12 protein-coding genes, 3 tRNA genes and 2 pseudogenes are annotated in these 23,291 nt (G+C 66.1%); 11 read left to right on the top strand and 6 right to left on the bottom strand.

Annotation, left to right across the window (positions count from 1 at the left end):
• Positions 1-32: 32 nt before the first annotated feature.
• A complete protein-coding gene (locus J7I92_RS07735) occupies positions 33-1,016 on the bottom strand; it encodes an NAD(P)H-quinone oxidoreductase (protein WP_214839162.1) in 984 nt (327 codons plus the stop codon).
• Positions 1,017-1,138: 122 nt separating this feature from the next.
• On the opposite strand from J7I92_RS07735, the gene J7I92_RS07740 reads away from it, so the two are divergent.
• From J7I92_RS07740 to J7I92_RS07755, 4 genes and pseudogenes are all read left to right on the top strand, one after another.
• Positions 1,139-1,226: transfer RNA gene (locus J7I92_RS07740), tRNA-Ser, on the top strand.
• A 170-nt stretch (positions 1,227-1,396) separates the two neighbouring features.
• A complete protein-coding gene (locus tag J7I92_RS07745; RefSeq protein WP_214839164.1) occupies positions 1,397-2,218 on the top strand; it encodes a VOC family protein in 822 nt (273 codons plus the stop codon).
• 298 nt (positions 2,219-2,516) lie between these two features.
• Positions 2,517-7,124, top strand: a pseudogene (locus J7I92_RS07750) (ExeM/NucH family extracellular endonuclease).
• Positions 7,125-7,257: 133 nt separating this feature from the next.
• Positions 7,258-7,638: an STAS/SEC14 domain-containing protein gene (locus J7I92_RS07755; RefSeq protein ID WP_214839166.1), complete on the top strand. Its 381-nt coding sequence runs from the start codon at positions 7,258-7,260 to the stop codon at positions 7,636-7,638.
• Positions 7,639-7,706: 68 nt separating this feature from the next.
• On the opposite strand, the gene J7I92_RS07760 is transcribed toward J7I92_RS07755, so the two are convergent.
• A complete protein-coding gene (locus J7I92_RS07760) occupies positions 7,707-9,734 on the bottom strand; it encodes an FAD/NAD(P)-binding domain-containing protein (RefSeq protein WP_214839168.1) in 2,028 nt (675 codons plus the stop codon).
• A 60-nt stretch (positions 9,735-9,794) separates the two neighbouring features.
• Here J7I92_RS07760 and J7I92_RS07765 point away from each other — a divergent pair, with 60 nt between their 5' ends.
• Both J7I92_RS07765 and J7I92_RS07770 read left to right on the top strand, forming a co-directional pair.
• The gene (locus tag J7I92_RS07765; protein ID WP_214839169.1) at positions 9,795-12,059 is read left to right on the top strand and encodes a prolyl oligopeptidase family protein; all 2,265 of its coding nucleotides are present in this window, start codon (positions 9,795-9,797) and stop codon (positions 12,057-12,059) included.
• 103 nt (positions 12,060-12,162) lie between these two features.
• Positions 12,163-12,250, top strand: a tRNA-Ser gene (locus tag J7I92_RS07770).
• Positions 12,251-12,375: 125 nt separating this feature from the next.
• Here J7I92_RS07770 and J7I92_RS07775 read toward each other — a convergent pair.
• Both J7I92_RS07775 and J7I92_RS07780 read right to left on the bottom strand, forming a co-directional pair.
• The gene (locus J7I92_RS07775) at positions 12,376-13,821 is read right to left on the bottom strand and encodes an MFS transporter (RefSeq protein ID WP_214839171.1); all 1,446 of its coding nucleotides are present in this window, start codon (positions 13,819-13,821) and stop codon (positions 12,376-12,378) included.
• An 82-nt stretch (positions 13,822-13,903) separates the two neighbouring features.
• The gene (locus J7I92_RS07780) at positions 13,904-16,093 is read right to left on the bottom strand and encodes an ATP-dependent DNA helicase RecQ (protein WP_214839173.1); all 2,190 of its coding nucleotides are present in this window, start codon (positions 16,091-16,093) and stop codon (positions 13,904-13,906) included.
• Between the two features lie 159 nt (positions 16,094-16,252).
• Between J7I92_RS07780 and J7I92_RS07785 the strand changes: the two genes are divergently transcribed.
• From J7I92_RS07785 to J7I92_RS07800, 4 genes and pseudogenes are all read left to right on the top strand, one after another.
• Complete coding sequence (locus J7I92_RS07785; protein ID WP_214839175.1) at positions 16,253-17,671, top strand: phosphomannomutase/phosphoglucomutase; 1,419 nt, start codon at positions 16,253-16,255, stop codon at positions 17,669-17,671.
• Positions 17,672-17,679: 8 nt separating this feature from the next.
• Entirely contained in the window at positions 17,680-18,150 is a 471-nt protein-coding gene (locus J7I92_RS07790) for a hypothetical protein (protein ID WP_214839177.1), read from the top strand.
• Positions 18,151-18,170: 20 nt separating this feature from the next.
• On the top strand, positions 18,171-18,632 hold the full coding sequence (locus J7I92_RS07795; protein WP_214839179.1) for an Rrf2 family transcriptional regulator: 462 nt from the start codon (positions 18,171-18,173) through the stop codon (positions 18,630-18,632).
• Positions 18,633-18,973: 341 nt separating this feature from the next.
• A pseudogene (locus tag J7I92_RS07800) lies at positions 18,974-20,135 on the top strand (globin domain-containing protein).
• A 155-nt stretch (positions 20,136-20,290) separates the two neighbouring features.
• Here J7I92_RS07800 and J7I92_RS07805 read toward each other — a convergent pair.
• Positions 20,291-22,117 carry a phosphoenolpyruvate carboxykinase (GTP) gene (locus J7I92_RS07805; protein ID WP_214839181.1) on the bottom strand — a complete coding sequence of 609 codons (1,827 nt, stop codon included), beginning with the start codon at positions 22,115-22,117 and terminating at the stop codon, positions 20,291-20,293.
• 278 nt (positions 22,118-22,395) lie between these two features.
• Here J7I92_RS07805 and J7I92_RS07810 point away from each other — a divergent pair.
• Positions 22,396-22,469, top strand: a tRNA-Arg gene (locus J7I92_RS07810).
• Positions 22,470-22,550: 81 nt separating this feature from the next.
• On the opposite strand, the gene J7I92_RS07815 is transcribed toward J7I92_RS07810, so the two are convergent.
• Positions 22,551-23,276, bottom strand: coding sequence for a FadR/GntR family transcriptional regulator (locus J7I92_RS07815; RefSeq protein ID WP_214839182.1), 726 nt, complete (start codon positions 23,274-23,276; stop codon positions 22,551-22,553).
• Positions 23,277-23,291: the final 15 nt, after the last annotated feature.

The raw sequence follows: 23,291 nt of genomic DNA on the forward strand, positions 1-23,291 counted from the left end.
ATACTGGGTATTCATTTCGACAGGCCGCACACTTACATCGCCAGCAGGACCTTGCCCACGTGGTCGCCGGAGTCGAAGTACTCGTGGGCGGCGCGCACCTGGTCCAGGGGAAACGTCTTGGCCACCAGCGGCCGGATGCGTCCGTCGGCCAGTAGCGGCCATACGGCGTCGCGCACGGCATTCATGATTACCCCTTTCTCAGCCACGGGACGCGGCCGAAGCGCCGTGCCGATGATCGCGGCACGTTTTCTGAGCAGCTGCCCGAGGTCCAGTTCCGCTTTGGTGCCGCCCTGGAGCCCGATCACGATTAGCCGGCCGTAGTCCGCCAGTGCGTCCACGTTCTGCTTGAGGTACTTGGCGCCCACGACGTCCAGGATCACGTCGGCTCCCTTGCCGCCGTTTTGGGCCCGCAGGGACTCGGGGAAATCCTCTTCGGTGTAATTGATGGCGATGTCCGCGCCCAGGAAGGCCTTGGCCGTACCCACCTTCTCCGCGGTCCCGGCCGTCGTGGCAACCTTGGCGCCAAAAGCCTTGGCCAGCTGGATGGCCATCGTGCCAATGCCCCCGGTCGCACCATGGATCAGCACGGTCTCGCCCGGGTGGAGCTGCGCCGTCATGATCAGGTTCGAGTAGACGGTGGCCGCAACTTCGGGCAGGGATGCGGCGGTGACCAGGTCCACGCCGTCCGGAATCCTCAGGACCTGCTCCGCAGGGACCGCGACCTGCTGGGCGTACCCGCCGCCCGCAAGCAGTGCCACAACCTTCTCCCCCACGGAAAACGGCTTGGACACGTCGGGCCCAAAGCCCGCAATCCGTCCCGACACTTCCAGGCCAAGGATCTCCGAGGCGCCGGGCGGCGGCGGGTAGAAGCCCCTGCGCTGCTGGACGTCGGCACGGTTCAACCCTGCGGCGACGACGTCGATGAGCACCTCGCCGGGGCCCGGAACCGGAGCCGGGACCTCGCGCACTTCGAGCACCTCGGGCCCGCCGGCCCCGCTCACATAGACGGCCTTCATGGAGAACTCCCGATTCCTAGCTGCTTCCTGCCACAAAAAATAGTGTGCAGCGGCCGCGCCGCCCGCAAACACTCCGGACGTTTTTTGTCGCAGCCAACTGCCTATGAAACACTACTCGGTAAGGAAGGTTGTCCGAGCGGCCGAAGGAGCTGGTCTTGAAAACCAGTGTGCGGTAACCCCGTACCAAGAGTTCGAATCTCTTACCTTCCGCGATCGGTGCCCCGGGTCCTGTTCCATCAGGTTCCGGGGCACTTTCCGTTAAGGCGAAGTTCGGGCCGGGACCATTGAAAGTGTCGGTACTGGGGAATAGTGTCTGGTCTGTCTTCACTGACCACCCCTCCTTCGCGGGTGTTCTGCCGCGGAAACCGACAGGAGCCACTATGCCCAGCCCTGACATTACCCCCGGCGCACCCTGCTGGATCGACCTCATGACATCGGATACCGACAAAGCCACGCAGTTCTACGGCCAACTCTTCGGCTGGGACTTCCAGACAGGGGACCAGGAAAAATACGGCGGATACATCACTGCCACGAAGAACGGAAAATCCGTCGCTGGCATGATGCAGAAGGACGAGAGCCAGGCCGGAATGCCGGATGTGTGGTCGACGTATTTGCGCTCCGACGACGCAGCAGCCACCGCGGCCGCCGTCACCGAGCACGGCGGCCAGGTATTCATGCCGCCCATGGACGTCCCGGAGCAGGGCGTCATGGCAATTTTCGCCGACCCTGCCGGGGCAGCCATCGGCATCTGGCAGCCCCGCGAAATGACCGGCTACCAGCTTGTGGCCGAGCCGGGCGCGGCGGCCTGGCACGAACTTCACGCCAAGGACTACCCCGCCGCCGTCGAGTTCTACGAGGACGTCTTTGGCTGGGACACGGACGTCATGAGCGACACTCCCGAATTCCGATACACCACGCTGGGGGCCGGGTATGCCGCGAAGGCCGGCATCATGGATGCCTCCGCGTACCTTCCGCCCGAGGTTCCGTCCAACTGGCAGATCTACTTCGCCGTGGAGGACGCCGACGCCTCGATCGACAAGGCGGTCAGTCTCGGTGCGCGGGTCATCGACGGGCCGGACGACACCCCCTTCGGCCGGCTGGCAACCCTGGCGGACCCGACCGGCGCCATGTTCAAGATCGTGGCGGACAACCGGCAGGAGACGGCTGAACAGGCAGGCAAAGGCGCAACCGCCGGGGCCTGAAGGGCTCGCCGTTTCACTTAAGTAAATTGATATAAGAAATCCCGGCCGGGGGCTTCCAGCGGAGCTACCGGCCGGTATTCTTTTGCCATGTCCGGCGCCTGGGTGGGCCGGTGAACGTTTCGCTGGGGGACGTCTCGCAGAATGCACATTGAATCAACCACAGGTTCGTTTGACCCTGTTTGCTGTGCCGGAAACTACTTGACCAGGAGTAAAGTCCGGACCCTTTGTCCGTCGCCACAAACCCGGACACATTCCACTGGGCCCCTTACCCGGGGCACCCTAATGAGAGTTAGAGCGGATGAAAAACACACCTTGGAGAATTGCGCGGGGAACGGCGTTGGCAGCGGGGCTTATCGCAGCTCCGCTGGCCGCCGTTCCGGCGTTTGCAGTGGTTCCGGCGTTTGCAGTGGAGGTCGCACCCCCCGCTGCCGGCGCGTCGCCCGTCGTCATTAGTGAGGCCTACCTCAGCGGCGGCAGCCCCGGAGCAGCCTACAAGAGCAAATTCGTAGAGCTCTACAACTCCTCTGATGCGCCTGTCACGCTGGACGGCTGGTCACTCCAATACCGCTCCGGCACAGGGACAGCTGCACCCACTGCAGTTGCGCCGCTCAGCAGGAGCATCCCCGCAAAGGGGCACTACCTGGTCCAGGGCGGGACCAACAGCGCCGCCTCAACGGCTCCGGCGCTGCCCGCCCCCGACCTTGTGGCCACCGGATTGAACCCGTCCGGAACCACAGGAACGCTGGTACTGGCCAAGCAGACCACGGCGCTCAACCCGCTTGCCACCGGCTCCGTCATCGAGCCGGCCAACGTTGCGGACCTGCTGGGTTACGGCACCTCCAACACGTTCGAGACCCAGGCCGCCACCGCCCCTGCCGGGAACACCGACGTCAAGAGCCTCAACCGCTCCAACGGTGCCGACAGCAACAACAACGCCGCCGACTTCGCCTTAAGCGCCAGCATCACGCCGACCGCTGCCGGCGGCTCCGCAGATCCGGGTCCCGTCGACCCCGACCCGGTCGATCCGCCGCCGGCCGCCGGCACCAAAAGCATCGCGGAAATCCAAGGCTCCGGCCCGGACAGCCCGTTCATCGGCGCCTCCGTGACCACCCGGGGCAAGGTGACCGCGGCGTTCCCCACCGGCGGCTTCGCCGGCTTCTACCTCCAGACTCCGGGAACCGGCGGCGACCTGACCCCCGCCAACCACACGGCGTCAGACGCTATCTTCGTGTACTCCCCCGCAACGGTGGGCTCGGTAACGACCGGTGACTACGTCGAAATCACCGGCACAGTCAGCGAGTTTTACGGCATGACGCAGGTCAGTGTCCCCGACTCCGCCGGACTACAAAAGCTTGACGATGCCGCCCCGGAAGTAAAGTCCACCGGCTTCACCCTCCCCGCGGACGAAGCCGTCCGGGAATCCCTCGAAGGCATGCTGCTGACGCCGCAGGGCCCCGTTTCGGTCACCGACAACTACTCCCTGAACCAGTACGGCGAACTCGGCCTGGCGGGCGGGACCACTCCGCTGGAACAGCCCACCGCCGTGGCCCCGTACGGATCGGCGGACTACGCGGCAACCGTGGCTGCGAACGCCGCGCGCGGAATCAAGCTCGACGACGGCGCCACCACCAACTTCCTCAAGGACGCCGCAACGAAGGCCCAGGTCCTGCCGTACCTGACGACGGCTGACCCCGTCCGTGTCGGGTCGCCCGTGACGTTCCAGACCAACGTGGTGCTCAGCTACGCCAACAACGCCTGGAAGTTCCAGCCGCTGACCCACTTGACGCCGGAAAACGCCGGCATCATCCAGCCGGCGACGTTCGGCGCCACGCGCGCCGAGGCTCCTGCCGCAGTCGGAGGCAATCTGAAACTCGCCTCCTTCAACGTGCTGAACTACTTCACCACCACCGGGGACACCCTCGCCGGCTGCACTTTCTACACGGACCGCGACGGCAACCCCATCACGGTCCGGAGCGGCTGCCACGCCCGTGGTGCCGCCAACGCCGAGAACCTCAAACGCTAGCAGGACAAAATCGTGGCGGCCATTTCCAAGTCCGGCGCCAACGTCGTGTCCCTGATGGAAGTTGAGAATTCGGCCCAGTTCGGCAAGGACCGCGACGACGCCCTCGCCAAGCTGGTGGAGGCCCTGAACGTGGCCACGCCGGGAATCTGGAATTACGTCCGGACGCCGGCGAATGCTCCCCCGCTGGCTGACGAAGACATGATCCGCACCGCGTTTATCTACAAGAAGGCCGCTGCGGAGCCGGTGGGCGAGTCCATCATCCACAACGACACCGTGGCGTTTGCGAGCGCCCGCAAGCCGCTGGCGCAGGTGTTCAAACCCGTGGGGGCGTCCGATGACAAGAAGTTCATCGCCATCGCCAACCACTTCAAATCGAAAGGCTCCGCAGCCACTCCGGAGGACACCGACAAGGGACAGGGTGCCTCGAACCTTGCCCGCACGGAACAGGCTAAATCGCTCCTCGCATTCTCCAATGATCTGCAGGCCTCGAAGGGCACGGACAAGGTCTTCCTGATGGGCGACTTCAACGCCTATGCCAAGGAAGATCCGATGAACGTCCTCACCGCTGCCGGGTTCGTCAACCAGGGCGAGAAGGCACGGAACGTGGACGGGTCCGCCAAGCACTCCTACCTTTTCGGCGGACTGGTGGGTTCCCTGGACCATGTCCTTGCCTCGCCCGGCGCCAACTCGGTGGTCACCGGCGCCGACATTTGGAACATCAACTCGGTGGAGTCCGTGGCGCTGGAGTACAGCCGGTATAACAACAATGTGACCAACTACTATGCGCCGGACCAGTTCAGGGCAAGCGACCACGACCCCGTGGTGGTGGGCCTGGACTTGCCGGCCGCCCCGGTCACGCCGGCGAGCGTGGACCTGAACCTCCTGGGCATCAACGACTTCCACGGACGCATCGACGCCAACACCTTCCTCTTTGCCGCCACCGTGGAGAAGCTGCGCGAGTCCGCGGCTCCGGGCGCCACGGCCTTCCTGTCCGCGGGAGACAACATCGGAGCCTCGCTGTTCGCCTCGGCGGTCGCCAAGGACCAGCCCACGATCGATGTGCTCAACGCCCTCGAGCTGCGCGCGTCCGCCGTCGGCAACCACGAGTTCGACGGCGGCTGGACGGACCTGCGCGACCGCGTCGCCGCCGGCGGAACCAACGCCAAGTTCCCCTACCTCGGCGCCAACGTTTACCAAAAGGGCACCACGGAACCGGTGCTGCCGGAATACACGGTGCTGGAGATGAACGGCGTGAAAGTGGCGGTGATCGGCACAGTCACCCAGGAAGTACCGTCCTTGGTCACGCCCGCCGGCGTCACCGAACTTGAGTTCGGCGACCCCGTTGACGCGATCAACCGAGTGGCTGCGAAGATCACCGGCGAAAAGCTCGCGGACGTCATCGTGGTGGAAAACCACGACGGTGCCGGATCGGGCACCCCTGACGGCTCTACCTTGGAGCAGGAAGTCGCAGCCGGGGGTCCGTTCGCAAAGCTGGTCACCAAAACCTCTCCCGAGGTTGACGCCATCTTCACCGGCCACACGCACAAGCAGTACTCCTGGGATGCACCGGTACTGGACATGAACGGCCAGCCGACAGGCAGGACGCGTCCTGTCGTCCAGACCGGCAGCTACGGCGAGTTCATCGGCCAGATCCAGCTGACTGTCGACACCACGACGATGCAGGTGACCGGCTACAAAGCAGGCAACGTCAAGCGGACCGTGCCCACCGAGACTGAGACCGCGGCGGACCTGGTGGCCAAGTACCCGCGAGTGGCAGCAGTCAAGGCGATCGTGGACAAGGCACTGGCGGACGCCGCGGTGATCGGCAACCAGCCAGTCGGCAAGGTGACCGCTGATATCACCACGGCCTTCACGCCCGCCACGGCAACCAGCCCGGCATCACGTGACGACCGGGCGAACGAATCGACGCTGGGCAACCTGGTGGCGGACTCCCTTGTGGACGCGCTCAAGGCGCCGGACCTCGGCGCCGCCGAAATCGGCGTCGTAAACCCGGGCGGCCTGCGAAACGAACTGTACTTCGCGCCCGACGGAACCATCACGTACGCGGAAGCGAACGCCGTGCTTCCGTTCGTGAACAACCTCTGGACCACGTCCTTGACCGGTGCACAGTTCAAGACGCTCCTGGAACAACAGTGGCAGACCAACCCGGACGGGACGGTCCCCAGCCGCGCCTACCAGCAGCTGGGACTGTCCAAGAACGTCAATTACACGTACGACGCCGGCCGCGCCGCCGGAGACCGCATCACCTCCATCCGGGTCAACGGCTCCCTCATCGATCCGGCGAAGGCCTACCGCATTGGCACGTTCAGCTTCCTGGCAACCGGCGGCGACAACTTCCGGGTCTTCAAGGAGGGCGCCGGCACCGACGACTCAGGCCTCGTGGACCGCGATGCCTGGATCAAGTACCTGCAGGAGCACAACCCGGTGTCGCCGGACTTTGCCCGCCGCACCGTGGCTGTTGTGAACACCACGGCCGCGGAAATCAAGGGCGGCGACGCCGTTTCGCTGGCGGTGTCAAAGCTGGACCTCACGTCCCTGGGCAGCCCGGTGAACACCTCGCTCACGGCGGCCTTCACGGATGCCGCCGGCACGGCCACCCAGCTGGGCAGCATCCCGGTGTCGGCCGGAGCGGCGACGGTGGACGTGAAGGTTCCGGCCGGTGCGGCCTCGGGCACCGGGACCCTGGTGCTCACCGCGGCTGAATCAGGAACCGTGGTCAAGGTTGACGTCCTGGTCGCTGCCAGCGGCCCGGTGACGCCGGTCTGCACGGCCCCGGTGCCGCCCACCAAGTGGTACGACGTGGCCGGCTGGATTAAGTACGCCCTGGCTTGGCTCCAGTACCAGAGGTGCCTGAACGGATAGATTGCCCGCCAGGTCTTTGGTTCGAAAATCACTGAATGTGCCCCGTCCCGGGGTCGGGAGTCCCGCCAGGATCCCGGCCTCGGAGGCGGGGCACGTTTTCCGCGTCGGGTATGCTCCTTCGGGGGGCAGATTGATGAAAATTGAACTAGCGGGCGGAAAAGCGACGATTGCACTGGATTCCAGCGGGATACTTCAACTGAAGTGGAGACCCGGTTCAATCCTCGAAGCTGTTGACGCGGAGGAGGCAGCCTGCGCTGTGCGCCGGTTGAGCGGCAATGAAGTGCGCCCCCTGATGGTCGAAATGGTGGACATCAGTGTGACGCCGGGGGCACGTCAAATCCTGCTACGGACCCGAAATGTCGTTGCGGTGGCACTTGTTGGTGGCACCGCCGTGGACCGGGTGGTCGCATCAGCGCTTCAACGGAATCGGAATTATGACCAGGTGTACTTTACTTCCACAGAATCAGCCCTGGAATGGCTGACGCGGCACCCCGGTTCCGCGCGGGAGGAATGACCCCGGACCTCTTCCGAGTCCGGCGGGAGGGCATCCTGTTGATCCGGGTTAGTGCGGTGGGGCGGGGGTCAGCGGGCGAGGATGTGGCGGGCGATTTCGTCGGCGTCCCGGAGGGTGCGCTGGCCGCTGCGGTACACGGGCCCGCTCTGCGGCAGGGACTCTGCCGCGATGGCGGTGCCCCACTGCGCGGCGGAGAGCTGCAGGCCCAGGACGTACAGCCCTTCGGTGACGGATCCGTTGGCGCCGACCGGCCGGTACGGGTGCGGGCTGACGTCCAGTCCTGAGGTCTCCACCGGCGTCCCCTCCACAGTCATCATCAGGCGGGGCCGCACCAGGCCGTCGGCAAGGAGCTGCTCCATCACCGGGGACACGTTAAGCGCCACCCTGTTGGCGGGAGCGAGGGCCTCGATCATGGTGCGGGCCCGGACGGCCAGGTTCCCGACCCACGGCGAGACGGCCTTGAAAGTGCCGGCCGTGCGGTCAAGCGAAAACTTGGGGCCCGGGCCGACAAAGCTCACCACTCCGGCCCGGGCGAGCGCCGCAAGCTGCTCGGCCCGGACTGCCGGCGGACCGCTGGCCAGGCCTTCGACGAACGACTCAAACCAGCCCCGCAGGCCCGCGACCCACGACTCGTCGGTGATGCCGCCGTCGGCCACCACGGACTTCAGCACCGCCCGGCCGTGGTGCAGCGCCCCGATGGTCATCTTCACGGGGTCGTCCTCCCCCAGCGCGGAGCGCCGCGCATCGTCGTCCAGATATTCGACGACGGCAGCGTCCAGCTCCGCCTGGGAAGTGAAGGTCCGGCCGGCCAGGGGGGCTGCCAGGCCGGGGAGGTTCAGGCGCTGGTCCGCTGCCACGTGGCCGGCCACCAGGGCGTCGACTTCGGCTTCCCAGCGGGAAACGCTATGGGCGTGCGGCCGCATCGTTTCCTGGAGCAGGGCCAGGAACGCTTCGGGCTCGGTGACCGCGTCCGGACGGGTCCTGACCAACGTGGAGTAGTAGGCCCAGAGCGCGTCGCGCTGCAGGAGCGGCCAGAGGTCGTGATCGAAGCCGGGGACGATTCCCGCCGCCGCGAACCGCCCGGCCGCTGCCTCGGTGCAGTACCGCAGCGTTACACCGGACGGGTAATAGCCCGCGAGGTTTGCTTTGGCCCGGTAGGGGGTTCCGCGCCGGGATGCGGCAATAATCAGCGGCTCGTCACCGGACGGGATGTACTCCAGTCCGGTGCTGCTATCCAGTTCGGTGGACTGCTCGGCGCCATCGGAGGGTTCGGCGCCGTGGCCCTGGGTCGTGGCGGCCCGGGAGCGAACCTCGACGAACTTCCCGCCCCGGCCCTCGGTGAGCTGGCCCATCACGTCGAAGAAGTTCAGCCCCATGCCGCGGACCAGCACGGGTTCCCCGGCCGGCACAACGGACCAGTCCACGTCGGCCGGGGCCGCCGGCGGCAGGTATAGCAGGCCCAGCTGCCCGGCGCCGGCCTGGAGTTCGCGCTGTTCGGCGTTGAGCCGGGATTCCAGGTGGCCCAGGGCCAGCACCACCGAACCGACGGTGAGCGGAGCGCCGCCCTCGAGTTCGACGTCGAACAGTCCGTCCCCTGTGGACCGAACGGCGGTGGCGGTGGTGCGGTGGAACTGCACGGTGACGCCCTCCGGAAGGTGGGCCAGCAGCTCGTCCAGGGTGGAGCGCAGGTAGCGGCCGTAAATGGCGCGGCTGGGGAAATCCTGCGGTCCGAGGCCGGAGAGCTCGGCCCGTTCGTCCTCGGTCAGTGCAGGGTGCGGAGTGTCCTGCTGCGCGGCCCGCCATTGCTCGAACGTGGTGCCGGCGACAGGCGGGGCCAGTTCCGGGTCTTGAGGGATGACCGTGGGATAGAACGATTGCGTGTTCATCAGGTACAGCCGCGACTGGCCGGGCTGCCACACATGGCCCGGACCGGCGGGGTAGGGATCAACGACGTCGACGTGGAGACGGGCTCCCGTATCGGGCCCGGAGGCGGAGGGTTGCATCAGCCGCCAGTTGGCCAGGAGCCGTTCCAGGACACTGGTGCCGCGGGGTCCGGCCCCTATGATTGCCGTCCGGATGCTTTGCGATGTGCCCACACCATCCAGAGTATCCGCATGTGACTTGCTAGCTGCGCGCCGATGTTGTTTGGTTGGGCCATGACCACCACAGCAGCTGCTCACCCGCCCGCGTCCGGCGCCGCTTTCCCCTCCGGAAAGGCGCCCGAACCGACCGACGAGAATATCTGGCTTGAGGAGATCTACGGCGAAGAACAGCTCGCCTGGGTCCGCGAACAGAACGCCCGCACCGAGGACCTGCTCGAAGACGCGGACTACGCCGCCCTGGAAAGCCGGATCCTGGAAGTGCTGGACTCCACGGACAAGATCGCGATGGTGGGCAAGCACGGCGACTGGTACTACAACTTCTGGCGGGACGGGAAGAACCCGAAGGGGCTGTGGCGCCGGACCACCTGGGAGAGCTATCGGAGCGGGTCGCCCGAATGGGATGTCCTGCTGGACGTGGATGCGCTCGCGGCCGCCGAAGGTGAGGAGTGGGTGTTCCACGGCGCCAACTTCCTCCGGCCCGCCCCCGGTGAAGCCCACCGGCTGGCGTTGCTGGCCCTCTCCCCCGACGGCGGCGACGCCAACCGCTACAGGGAGTTCGACGTCGAGACCCGGACCTTCGCGGACCCCGCGTCGGGAGGGTTTGACCTTCCGACGGCCAAAGGAAACGCCTCCTGGCTCGACCGGGACACCCTGCTGGTGGCCACCACCGCCGAAGAATTGCCCATGACGTCCTCCTCCTATGCGCGGACCGCCGTTCGGCTGCCCCGCGGCGGGTCGCTGTCCAAGGCCGAACGGATCTTTGAGATTCCCGAGGACCACATGATGGCCCTGGTTGCCCACGACTCCACGCCGGGGTACGAACGGACCTTCGCCATGGACTGGATCAGCTTCTTCAACAAGAACACGTCGGTGCTGCAGGACGGGTCCTGGGTTGTCATCGATGCGCCGACAGACGTGAACCTCAGCGTGCACCGCGAGTGGCTGCTGTTCCGGCCCCAGGGCGACTGGCACGTGAACGGAACCACGTACGGTGCCGGGTCGCTGCTCGCGGCCAAGTTCGACGACTACCTGGCCGGCAGCAGCGAACTCGCGGTCCTGTTCACCCCGGACGCCCGCACCTCGCTGCAGTCCTGGAGCTGGACCCGGAACTTCCTCCTGCTGAACCTGCTGCAGGATGTGTCCTCGGAAATCCGCGTGCTGGATCCGGAACGGCCAGGGACTGATTCGGCCTGGGCCTTCACGCTGCTGGACGCCTGCCCGCCGCTGCATGACGTCAACGCCTACGCGGTCGACGACGAGGACGACGCCGGCGACTCGGAGGACGACGGCACCGGCGGGATCGTGCCCGTACCGGAAGGCGAAGCCCCCGGCGCGGGGAACGACTTCTGGCTCGTGGCCACCGGCTTCACGACTCCCAGCACCCTCACCCGCGGGACGCTGCGGCGCAGCGGCGAGGGCGTGGTGAGCGAGCACGAGGTGATCCGCACGTCGCCGTCGTACTTTGACGACTCCGCCTATGAGGTCCAGCAGCACTTCGCCGTGTCCGACGACGGAACCCGGGTTCCGTACTTCCAGGTGGCTTCCAAGGACCTGGTGCTCGACGGCCAGAACCCCACCCAGCTGTCCGGATACGGCGGGTTCGAAGTCTCCCGGACGCCGTCGTACAGCGGCGCAATCGGCCGGGCCTGGCTGGAACGCCGGACGGACGCGGCCACCGACGAAACGGACGCCCACACCCGCGGGGGCGTGTACGTGGTGGCGAACATCCGCGGCGGCGGCGAGTATGGACCGTCCTGGCACCGTGCCGCGCTGCAGGAAAAGCGCCACCGCGCGTACGAGGACTTCGCAGCCGTGGCCAGGGACCTGGTCTCACGCGGGGTCACCTCGCGGGAACGTCTCGGCTGCGTGGGCGGCTCCAACGGCGGCCTGTTGGTGGGCAACATGCTGACCCGGTACCCGGAGCTGTTCGGCGCCGTGTCCTGCGGAGTGCCGCTGCTGGACATGCGCCGTTACACCAAGCTGTCCGCCGGCTATTCCTGGATTGCCGAATACGGGGACCCGGATGTGGCCGAGGAGTGGGAGTTCATCAGGACCTTCTCGCCGTACCACCTGCTGCGCGACGGGGTGGAGTATCCGGAGACCTTTATCTGGACGGCCACTTCGGATGACCGGGTGGGTCCCGTGCAGGCCCGCAAAATGGCCGCACGGATGCAGGCCATGGGCATCCCCAACGTCTGGTTCCACGAGGCGCTGGAAGGCGGACACGCCGGTGCCTCCGACAACCGCCAGGCGGCCGCGCTGCAGAGCCGGAGCCAGCACTTCCTGTGGCGTTCCCTGGCGGGCCGGTCGGAGGGGTAGCGTCACTGGCGGCTTCCAAGGCGCGTGCCAGATGGCAAGTGCCGTGCCGTTTTGCACTGCGTGGCCCGTTCTGCGTATCCTTGGTGGGCTAGGAATAGCAATTGGAGACGTGCCAGAGCGGCCGAATGGGCTTCACTGCTAATGAAGTGTGGGGCACAACTCCACCGGGGGTTCAAATCCCCCCGTCTCCGCGTTTGGCCCCGGTCCTCGGACCGGGGCCTTTTGCGTTCCGTGGTCGGTTCGGGTCCCGCCTTCCGGCTGGGAGGCCAGTGCCCGGACTCACCTGCGACCCGCTGCAGCCCCGGATGACACAGGTTTAGGGGTTCGCAGCCTTCGGCGCTCCGGAACGCGCGCGGCTGACGTCGGCGCCGGCCTGCCGGTGCAGCGCCAGGCTGTCGGCGGTGCTGAGCAGCATCAGGACCGCGATGGCCAGGAAGGCGCCCCGGTAGGGTGCCACCGGGTCTGCTTCGAACGTGCCAGGGGCGGTGAAGAGCCGGAGGAACAGGGCGCCGACGGCGATGCCGGCCCCGGCTGCCAGCTGGACCAAGGTGGCGGAAATAGCGTTGGCGGAAGGCAGCTGGCCCGGGACGATGTCTGCGTATTGGATGGAGGCGTAGGCCGAGAAGCCGATGGAACGGAAGGCACCGCTGCAGACCAGCAGGGCGAAGATCAGCGGTTCCGGAGTTCGGGAGTCCAGCAGCGCGCACAGGGCAAAGGTGACGGCCGAGGCGAGCGAGGCGAATACCAGGACCGGCTTGAAGCCGAACCTGCGGATGAGCGGCGTCGTTGCCGGTTTGATGCCGATATTGCCCACAAAGACCGCGGCCACCATGACGCCGGCGTGCAGGGGGTCCCAGCCAAAACCGTTCTGGAACATCAGCGGCAGCAGGAACGGAACTGCGCTGATGGTCAGGCGGTAGATGAACCCTCCGGTGGATGTTGCCCGGAACGTCCTTGTGCCGAACACGTTCAGCTGGAAGAGCGGATTGCTGGTGCGCCTCAGCCACAGGACGGCTGCTACGACCGAGACGAGGCCGGCGGCCACGCTGGCCGCTCCGAACGGCTCCGAGGGGTGGGCCGTGGCAAGTTCAAGCCCCACCACGAGCGCGCCCACCCCGGCCGTCGTCAGCAGCAGGCCCACCCAGTCAAGCCGGCGGGACTGGTCGCCCGCTCCCTGGGGAACCAGCCGGATGGCGGCGATGAACGCGGCGAGGCCCAGCGGAATGTTGATCAGGAAGATCCAGTGCCAGGAAAGGAACGTGGTCAGCGCTCCGCCCACAAGGGGCGCAAGGACCGGCGCCAGCAGCCCCGGCCACACCAGATAGGCCGTGGCCCGCAGGAGGTCCTCCTTGGGGGTCCGGCGTAGAACGACGAGCGTGCCCACCGGCACCATCATCGCGCCGCCGACGCCCTGCAGGACGCGGGCGGCGGTGAGCATGGTGAGGTCCTGGCTCAGGGCGCACAGCAGCGAGGCAACGGTGAAGACGGCAATGGCGGCACAAAAGACCTTGCGTGCGCCCACCCGTTCGGCCAGCCACCCGCTGACCGGAATGCCCATGGCCACCGTCATCAGGTAGGCCGTCATGGTGATGTTCACATCAGCCGGGGCCACGGCGAAATCTCCGGCGATGCTGGGGATGGCGGTGGTCAGTACGGTGCCGTCCAGGAACTCCATAAAGAATGTTGCGGCAACCAGCAGGGCCAGCCGGGGCTGCCATTTCTGGCTGACAGCCGAAGCGGCGTTGCTCTGGGATTCGCTCATGGCTCCTGGCCTGGACTCATTGGCCGATCCTATAGGCGTGCCAGGTGCGGCGCCAGAATAAGTCCGCCTTCCGGCTGACGGGCTATCCGGCCTGCCCCAGCACCAGGGGAAGCACGGCCCCTGCCCCGGCACGCCGCAACGCCCGGCCGGCAACGGTCACCGTCCAGCGGCTGTCCGTGAGGTCGTCCACCAGCATGACGGACTGCCCCTGGAAGCCGGCCAGGGCCGCTTCCAGTTCCGGGCCCACGACGAGCCGGTCCCAGACTCCGGCCAGCCGGTAGGCGCTGTTTCCCCCGCGTCCGCCGGTGGGGCCGCCGTGTTCGAGCTGCAGCTGCCCGAGGTAGGGTATGCGGCCAATTCCGGAAATGCCGCGTGACAGTGACTCCACCAGGGCGGGCTTGCTGCGCGAAGGGACGCTGACGATGGCTGCGGGACGCGCCGCGCCGCTCCAGCCGGGATCGCGGCCGGTCCCGGCGCCCCACTCGCGGAGGACCTGGACGCAGGCCTGCAGCATGGCGGGGTCCACTTCACGGTCCGTGGCTCCGGACGCGAAGATTTCCCGCAGGGCACCGCCCCAGCCGAGGTCGGTCAGGCGGGCAAGCACACGGCCTTCAGCGAGGCTTTCCTCCGGCTTGATCTTGCCCTTGACGGTCACGCCAAGACGGTCCATGCCCGTGGGCCACTGCAGGCGCGGTTCCAGGGCAACGCCGGCCCGGCTGAGGGTCTGGCCGGCTGCTTCAGTGGCCGATGATGCGATGTCAGCAGGAAACCAGCGCCCGGCGCAGTTGTCGCAGCGGCCGCAGGCGCGGGCTGTCTCATCGTCAAGCACCGAGGTGATGTACTCCATCCGGCAGCCGGCGGTGTCCTGGTAGATCACCATGGAATCCTGCTCATCCACGCGGGCCTCGGCGATGCGGGTGTAGCGTTCGGCGTCGTATGTCCAGGGCTGGCCGGTGGAGCGCCAGCCGCCGCCCACCCGCTCCACTGCCCCGTCCACGGAGAGGACTTTGAGCAGCAGTTCCAGCGGAGTGCGCCGCAGGTCCACGCGGGCTTCCAGGGCAACCGTGGAGACGGCAGTGCCGGCCTCGGCCAGGGCAGTCAGGACCGCAGCGGCCTTTTCCGCCGACGGCATGGACGCGGTGGCAAAATACTGCCAGATGTCGCGGTCCTCGGAGCCGGGCAGCAGCAGGACGTCCGCATTCGCCGCGCCTCGACCTGCACGGCCGACCTGCTGGTAGTAGGCCACCGGCGACGAGGGCGCGCCGAGGTGCACGACGAACCCCAGGTCCGGCTTGTCGAAGCCCATCCCGAGGGCGGAAGTAGCCACCAGCGCCTTGACCTGGTTGTCCTTGAGGAGCTGTTCGGCCCGTTCACGGTCCGCGGGGTCCGTCCGGCCGGTGTAGGCAAGCACCTCATGGCCGGCTTCGGCGAGCAGGCGCGCGGTGTCCTCGGCCGCGGACACCGTGAGTGTGTAGATGATGCCGCTGCCGGGCAGGTCGGCCAGATGGGTCAGCAGCCAGCCCAGCCGGTCCCGGGAGTTGGGCAGGTTCAGGACGCCGAGCCGGAGCGATTCGCGGCCCAGGGCGCCGCGGATGGTCAGCACGCCATCGCCGAGCTGCTCTTCGATGTCATGGACCACGCGGGAGTTGGCGGTGGCTGTGGTGGCCAGCACCGGCACCGTGTCCGGGAGCTGAGTGATGAGGTCCGCGATGCGCCGGTAGTCGGGGCGGAAATCGTGGCCCCAGTCCGAGATGCAGTGTGCCTCGTCAACCACCAGGAGCCCGGTGCGGCGGATCAGCTCCGGGAGCTGGTTCTCCCGGAAGGAAGGATTCGTCAGGCGCTCGGGGGAAACAAGCAGCACGTCCACCTCGTCCGCCGCCAGCTGCTCGCGGACGGTGTCCCATTCGAGCTGGTTTGCGGAGTTGATGGCGACGGCGCGGACGCCTGCCCTGGCTGCCGCCGCCACCTGGTCCCGCATCAGCGCCAGCAGCGGCGAAACGATGAGCGTGGGGCCAGCACCGCGGCGCCGGAGCAGTAGCGAAGCAACGAAATAGACAGCCGATTTTCCCCAGCCGGTGCGCTGGACCACCAGGGCGCGGCGTCCGCCGTCGACCAGGGCCTGGATGGCCTCAAACTGGCCGTCATGGAAGCTGGCGTCCGGGTGCCCTACCAGGCCGCGGAGGACTTCCAGCGCCTGGTCCCGGGTACCGGTTTCACCCGCGGGGAGGTCGGCGGACGAGGAAAGGACAGCAGCATTCTGGTTATTGGCCATTGATTCAGTATCCCAGCCTCCTCTGACAGCCGGAAAGTCCGGCGGCCGGCCATGTGGACAGCCGCGCTTCAGGCCTGCCGCGGCACCTCCCGGAGGCACGCCGGCGTAACGCAAGTACTCCTCCACAGCCGCTTGGCGCTTCCACGTAAGATGGGAGCCGTGACTAGCGACCAGACAAAGACTTTTGACCTTTCGGCATCGTTCAAGGCCTACGATGTCCGCGGCATTGTGGGCGAATCCATTACCGCCGAAATCGTCGAAGCCGTAGGCGCCGCATTTGTGGACGTCCTGGAACTCGAGGGCCAGACAGTCCTGGTGGGCGGCGACATGCGCCCCTCCTCCCCCGAGTTCAGCAAGGCCTTCGCCAACGGTGCCGCCACCCGCGGGGCCAATGTCCAGCTGCTGGATCTCATTTCCACCGACGAGCTCTACTACGCCTGCGGCGCGCTCAACGCAGCCGGCGCTACCTTCACCGCCAGCCACAACCCCGCCGAATACAACGGCATCAAGATGTCCAAGGCCGGCGCCCAGCCGATCTCCTCGGAATCCGGACTGAAGGAAATCCAGGCCCGTGCCGAGGACTACCTGCACGCCGGATCCATCCCGGCGGCGGAAACCCGCGGCCTCATCGGAGTCCACGATGTCCTCGAGGACTACTCCCGATACCTCCGCCAGCTCGTTGACCTCTCGGGGTCCCGCCCGCTGAAGGTGGTAGTGGACGCCGGCAACGGCATGGCAGGCCTGACCACGCCTGCGGTGCTGGGCGACGCCCTCCTGCCCAAGCTGCCGTTCGAGATCATTCCCCTCTACTTCGAGCTGGACGGTTCTTTCCCGAACCACCCGGCCAACCCGCTCGATCCGGAAAACCTGCTGGACCTGCAGGCTGCCGTCGTCGAACACGGTGCGGACATCGGACTGGCTTTCGACGGCGATGCCGACCGCTGCTTTGTCATCGATGAGAAAGGCGACCCCGTGTCGCCGTCGGCCATCACTGGAATGGTGGCCCGCCGCGAGATCGCACGCGCCAGGGCACAGGGCGAGGAAAACCCGACCATCATCCACAACCTGCTGACATCCAAGGCCGTCGCCGAACTCGTGGAGCACGACGGCGGGCGCGCCGTGCGCACACGCGTGGGCCACTCGTTCATCAAGGCCGTCATGGCCGAGGAAGGCGCTGTTTTCGGCGGCGAGCACTCAGCGCACTTCTACTTCCGCGACTTCTGGAATGCGGACACGGGCATGCTGGCCGCCATGCACGTCCTGGCCGCGCTCGGCGAACAGCACCGTCCGCTCTCTGAACTCGGCCGCGAGTACGAGCCCTACGTCTCCTCCGGAGAAATCAACTCCGAAATCGAAGACAAAGCCGGGGCCGTGGAGCGCGTCCGCGTGGATTTCGCGGGCGAGGACGTCGACATCGACATGCTGGACGGCAGCACCTTCACCGCGCGGGACGGCAGCTGGTGGTTCAACCTGCGTCCGTCCAACACCGAACCGTTCCTGCGCCTCAACGCCGAAGCGGCGGACCGCGCCACGATGGAGCGCATCCGTGACCGTGTGCTGGCCCTGGTCAACGGTTAGGCCGCCGTATGACTGAACTTCCCGGAACATCCTGGCGGGACTCCGTGCCCGAAGCCACGGCCACCGACCTGGAAAACCTGCTGGGCACCGGGGTCGGCGCGGCGCAGGAGCAGCTGGGGCGCAACGGCGGTTTCCTGCCGTTCGCGCTGGTGGTGGAGAACGACGGCGAGGTGCGCCTCGTCGCCGTCACGCCTGCGGACGCCGAGGACGGCTCCGAAGACGAGTTCGATGCCGACGCGATGATCAGCGACCTCACAGAGCTTCTCCGGCAGAACCGGGACGACTTCCGCGCCGCCGCCGTCGTCTGCGACATCACGCTGCTGGAAGAGAACACGGACGCCATCCACGTCGCGGCCGAGCACCGCGACGGCTCAGTTTTCGCCGCCGTCATGCCCTACGAACCTAACAACGAATCACGGGAATGGGAGTTCGGGCAGCTTGCAGCGGATTCCAGCGAGCCCGCCATCTGGGTGGACTAGGCCTCCACTAGGTTGATGACATGAAAATCAATGCCTTCGCGGATGTGAGCCTGCGCGCCATGATGGTGCTGGCGGCGGCACCGGACGGCATCCTGCTGACTACGCAGAGCATTGCCGATGCCGTGGGCACTCCGTACAACCATGTCAGCAAGGCCATGGCCAAACTCCGTGAACTTGGCGTGATCGACGTCGAACGCGGCCGGAACGGCGGATCAAGGATCAACGACGCAGGCCGCAGGGCAACCGTGGGCCAGCTGCTGCGGCTGCTGAACACGCGGACTGATCCGGCCGACTGTCATTCCCTCAACGGCGAATGCCCGCTGATCAACGAGTGCCGGCTGCGCGGCGCCCTCTCCCGTGCACGGGAGGCCTTTTACCGCGAGCTGGACGACATCGTGATCTCCACGCTTCCGGGCTCCCGCCAGATGGCGCCGGTCTTCCAGGCGATCGGCCTCCGCCCCGGCCTCCAGGTCGGACTCTAAGCCCGGCCGTTCCCCTAAGAACCCGCCCCCGCCCCCCCTTCTTCGGCGCCCCTTCTTCGGCGCCCCTTCTTCGGCGCCCGTTCCCGGAGCCCGTCCCCTCCCGCTCTTCGAGTTTTTGTCCAGATGGAGGGACTTCCGGGGCCATTTGGGCCCTTTATCTGGACAAAAACTCCTACGGACGGGGTTAGCTTGGCCTGCCCGTTTGGGGAGTCCCCGTGTCCTCCCGCTCCGATTTGGAAATGTTTTCTACGAGGTGTAGAACTTAGGTACAAATACTCGTATTTCTGATACCAGTATCGCGGTCCGGACGAAGGCCCCGGGCCCTTACCTCAGGAGTACACATGCTCTCGGACAAATCCCGCCCTGTCATTGAGGCCACCCTGCCGCTGGTCGGATCCCGGATTGGCGACATCACCCCCAAAGTTCTACGCACGCCTCTTTGGTGCCCACCCGGAACTGCTGGACGGGCTGTTCAGCCGCTCCAACCAGAAGTCGGGCACCCAGCAGCAGGCGCTGGCCGGAAGCATCGCCGTTTTCGCCACCCACCTGGTGAACAACCCGGGCACGCTCCCCGAAACCGTCCTCTCCCGGATTGCCCACAAGCACGCTTCCCTGGGCATCACCGAACCCCACTACCAGGTGGTGTACGAGCACCTGTTCGCCGCCATTGCAGAGGACCTCGCCGAGGTCATCACGCCGGAGATCGCTGAGGCCTGGACCGAGGTCTACTGGCTCATGGCGGACGCCCTGATCAAGATCGAAAAGGGCCTCTACGCCAGACAGGCCAACGACAGGATGTGGACTCCCTGGCGCGTTGCGGCCAAGACCCCCGCGGGCACAGGAGCAATGACCTTTACCCTGGAGCCGGCCGACAACACCCCCATCACCGAGGCCCTCCCCGGCCAGTACATCAGCGTCAAGGTCCAGCTGCCGGACGGCCTCCGCCAGGTCCGCCAGTATTCTCTCTCCGACGACGCCGGGACTAGCCGCACCTTCACCACCAAACTCGACGACGGCGGCGAGGTTTCCCCGGTGCTGCACCACGGCGTCGAGGTTGGCGACGTCCTCGAGATCTCCAACCCCTACGGTGAAATCACGCTCAAGGAAGGCGACGGGCCGGTGGTGCTGGCTTCGGCCGGAATCGGCTGCACCCCCACGGCTTCCATCCTTCGCTCGCTGGCCGAAGCCGGTTCCGACCGCCGGGTTCTGGTGCTGCACGCGGAAAGCACCCTGGACAGCTGGGCCCTGCGCGGGCAGATGACGGACGACGTCGAACGCCTCGCGGGCGCTGACCTCCAGCTCTGGCTGGAAGAACCGCAGGGGGGTTCCAACGCGGGTTTCATGTCCTTGCTCGAAGTGGACCTGCCCGCCAACGCGTCGCTGTACCTCTGCGGACCGCTCCCGTTCATGAAACACATCCGCAACGAGGCCATCAACGCCGGCATCCCCGCCACCAGGATCCACTACGAAGTCTTCGGACCGGACATCTGGCTCGCTTCATAACCGTCGAAGCGCGAACGGACACTTGGGCACGGGGCCTCAAGTGTCCGTTCGCGCTCCCGGAGGGCTTAAGTGTCCGTTCGCGCAAAGTACGACGGCGGCGCCGCACCTTTTTTGCAAAGGTGCGGCGCCGCCGTCGTGCGTGAAGCGGTGGGTATTTAGCTGAGCCGGGCCTTCAGGCCGTCCAGCTCGGCCTGCAGTGCCTCCGGCAGCGAGTCGCCGAAGTTGGCGAACCATTCCTCGATGGAAGCCAGCTCAGTGGCCCACTCGGCCGGGTCAACACGGACGGCTTCTTCAACCTGGGCGGGCGTCATGTCCAGGCCCTTGAGGTCGATGGAGTCGCCGGTGGGGACGAATCCGATGGGAGTCTCCACGGCGTCAGCCTTGCCTTCGAGGCGTTCGATGGCCCACTTCAGGACACGGCTGTTGTCACCGAATCCGGGCCAGGCGAAGCCGCCCTCGGAATTGCGGCGGAACCAGTTGACCAGGAAGATCTTGGGCAGGCGCTCCGGGTTGGCCTTGGCGGACAGGTTGACCCAGTGGTTCAGGTAGTCGCCTGCGTCGTAGCCGATGAAGGGCAGCATGGCCATCGGATCCCGTCGGACAACACCAACGGCGCCGGCTGCGGCGGCAGTGGTCTCGGACGACAGGGTGGAGCCCATGAAGATGCCGTTGGACCAGCTGCGCGCCTCGGTGACCAGTGGAATGGTGGTCTTGCGGCGGCCGCCGAACAGGATCGCGGAAAGCTCCACGCCGTCCGGGTTGTTGTACTCCTCGGCCAGCATGTCGATCTGGTCGATCGGCGTGCAGAAGCGCGAGTTCGGGTGGGCGGCCGGCTTGTCCGAATCGGAAGTCCAGGAGTTGCCCTGCCAGTCGGTGAGGTGCGCGGGCACATCCTCGGTCATGCCCTCCCACCAGACACCGCCGTCGTCGGTCAGCGCGACGTTGGTGAAGATGCTGTTGCCCTTGGCGATGGCGCGCATAGCGTTGGGGTTGGTGCCCCAGCCGGTACCCGGAGCCACGCCGAAGAGGCCGGCCTCGGGGTTGACGGCGCGGAGCTCGCCTTCCTTGCCGAAACGCATCCAGGTGATGTCGTCACCCAGGGTCTCCACCTTCCAGCCTTCGATCGTGGGATCGAGCAACGCAAGGTTGGTCTTGCCGCAGGCGGAGGGGAAGGCAGCCGAGACGTAGTACGTCTTCTGCTCCGGGGAGGTCAGCTTCAGGATAAGCATGTGCTCGGCCAGCCAGCCTTCGTCGTGTGCCATCACGGAGGCGATGCGGAGGGCGTAGCACTTCTTGCCCAGCAGCGCGTTTCCGCCGTAGCCGGAGCCGAAGGACCAGATGGAGCGCTCCTCGGGGAAGTGCACGATCCACTTGTCCGGGTTGCACGGCCACGGCACGTCCGCCTGGCCGGCCTCGAGCGGCGCACCCAGGGAGTGCAGGGCCGGCACGAAGAACGCGTTGGTTTCGGTGATGCGGTTCAGCACGTCGGTGCCGATGCGGGCCATGATGCGCATGGAGGCGACAACGTAGGCACTGTCCGTGATCTCGACGCCGAACTTGGGATCCTCAGCATCGAGGTGGCCCATGACGAACGGGATCACGTACATGGTGCGGCCGCGCATGGAACCCGCGAACAGGCCGCGAAGCTTCTGCTTCATCTCGGCCGGGGGCATCCAATTGTTGGTGAAGCCGGCGTCGTGCTCCTTTTCGGAGCAGATAAAGGTCTGCTCTTCCACGCGGGCTACGTCCGCGGGATCAGAGAAGGCAGCGAAGGAGTTGGGGAAGAGCTCCTGGTTAAGGCGCTTCAGGGTTCCAGCGGCGACGAGCTCGTCGGTGAGGCGCGTGTTTTCCTCTTCCGTACCGTCGACCCAGTGGATCCGGTCCGGCTGGGTAAGTTCTGCAACCTCTTCGACCCATGCCAGCAGACCGGCATGTGTGGTGGGTGCTTTCTCAAGCAGCGGCAGTCGTGCGAGATCGCCCATTGCGGTTCCCTTCCTCGGGTTCAGTGGTGTGTCCTAAATGCTAGGGCTCTAGACCACTGTCATTTTTGGGTAAGAGATGGGATGTCCCCGATGCGAAAAAGCAAAAACCGCGGAAAATCAAGGAACAGCACCCGGGAAATCAGCCGTTTTTGTGAGGAAGGTCACATAGACCGGTCTAGTCGCGCAGATTACAGATGTTTCGATTTGGAACTCGGCAGCATCTCGCGTAAAGTAATTCGAGGTTCGGGGGTGAACGAAAAACTCCCGGAGCCGAGAATGCGCCCATAGCTCAGCTGGATAGAGCGTCTGTCTACGGAACAGAAGGTCAGGGGTTCGAATCCCTTTGGGCGCACAATACAAAAGATCCGCACCGGTTAACCGGTGCGGATCTTTTTGTTTCGTTTTGTTGGGGCGCCCGCCCCGCGACGGCTTACTACCCGACTACTTGGTAGATGCGGTTGCGGATACCGTCAAAGTGCCGGTTCAGCCGTTCAGCAGCCAGGGCCTTGTCGCCCTTCGCCACAGCCTCATAGATGCGACGGTGCGCCGCCGCCACCGCCGCCAGGTCCTCAGCGCCGGCCCCGACCTCGACGTGGATCTGCCGGTAGACCTTCCAGAAAACCGCGAGCAGGCTGATCAGCAGCGCGTTGTTCAGCGGCTCGAACAAACGCCGATGGAACTCCGCGTCTGCTTCAACGAATGCCTCCCCCGCGGCGGCGAGCTCCTCCATCAGGACCACGGATTCCTCGACGGCGGCCAGCTGGCCGGATGTCATGGTGTCCATGGCATTCCCGATCAAGCCCGACTCAAGCGCCTGCCGGACATCCACCAGCTCCAGGGCCTCATCACCCTTATGCCGAAGCGACAGCCGGCCGCGGAACGTCAAGCCGTCGGTCAGGGCATCAAAGTTACTGGGAGCCACGAACATCCCGAATCCGTGCCGGATTTCTACAACTCCGAGCGCCTGAAGGACTTTGAGGGATTCGCGAAGGGTATTGCGTCCCACTCCCAGCACCATGGCCAGCTCATTTTCGGTGGGCAACGGATCACCCGCTTCAAGTTCACGGTCCAGGATGAGGTCCATGATGTCCGCCTGCAGAGCGCGGAGCCGGGCCTGGGCACTGAATCGCGCCTGCGAAGCGACGCCTGATGTTGTCATGGTTTCCCCTAACCG

Source organism: Arthrobacter sp. ISL-72 (assembly GCF_018613755.1).
Lineage (GTDB): Bacteria > Actinomycetota > Actinomycetes > Actinomycetales > Micrococcaceae > Arthrobacter.

What these genes read in the sequence shown, in the direction of transcription:
- J7I92_RS07735 (WP_214839162.1), bottom strand. Translation starts at nt 1,016, where the DNA reads ATGAAGGCCGTCTATGTGAGCGGGGCCGGCGGGCCCGAGGTGCTCGAA.
- J7I92_RS07745 (WP_214839164.1), top strand. Translation starts at nt 1,397, where the DNA reads ATGCCCAGCCCTGACATTACCCCCGGCGCACCCTGCTGGATCGACCTC.
- J7I92_RS07755 (WP_214839166.1), top strand. Translation starts at nt 7,258, where the DNA reads ATGAAAATTGAACTAGCGGGCGGAAAAGCGACGATTGCACTGGATTCC.
- J7I92_RS07765 (WP_214839169.1), top strand. Translation starts at nt 9,795, where the DNA reads ATGACCACCACAGCAGCTGCTCACCCGCCCGCGTCCGGCGCCGCTTTC.
- J7I92_RS07775 (WP_214839171.1), bottom strand. Translation starts at nt 13,821, where the DNA reads ATGAGCGAATCCCAGAGCAACGCCGCTTCGGCTGTCAGCCAGAAATGG.
- J7I92_RS07780 (WP_214839173.1), bottom strand. Translation starts at nt 16,093, where the DNA reads ATGGCCAATAACCAGAATGCTGCTGTCCTTTCCTCGTCCGCCGACCTC.
- J7I92_RS07790 (WP_214839177.1), top strand. Translation starts at nt 17,680, where the DNA reads ATGACTGAACTTCCCGGAACATCCTGGCGGGACTCCGTGCCCGAAGCC.
- J7I92_RS07795 (WP_214839179.1), top strand. Translation starts at nt 18,171, where the DNA reads ATGAAAATCAATGCCTTCGCGGATGTGAGCCTGCGCGCCATGATGGTG.
- J7I92_RS07805 (WP_214839181.1), bottom strand. Translation starts at nt 22,117, where the DNA reads ATGGGCGATCTCGCACGACTGCCGCTGCTTGAGAAAGCACCCACCACA.
- J7I92_RS07815 (WP_214839182.1), bottom strand. Translation starts at nt 23,276, where the DNA reads ATGACAACATCAGGCGTCGCTTCGCAGGCGCGATTCAGTGCCCAGGCC.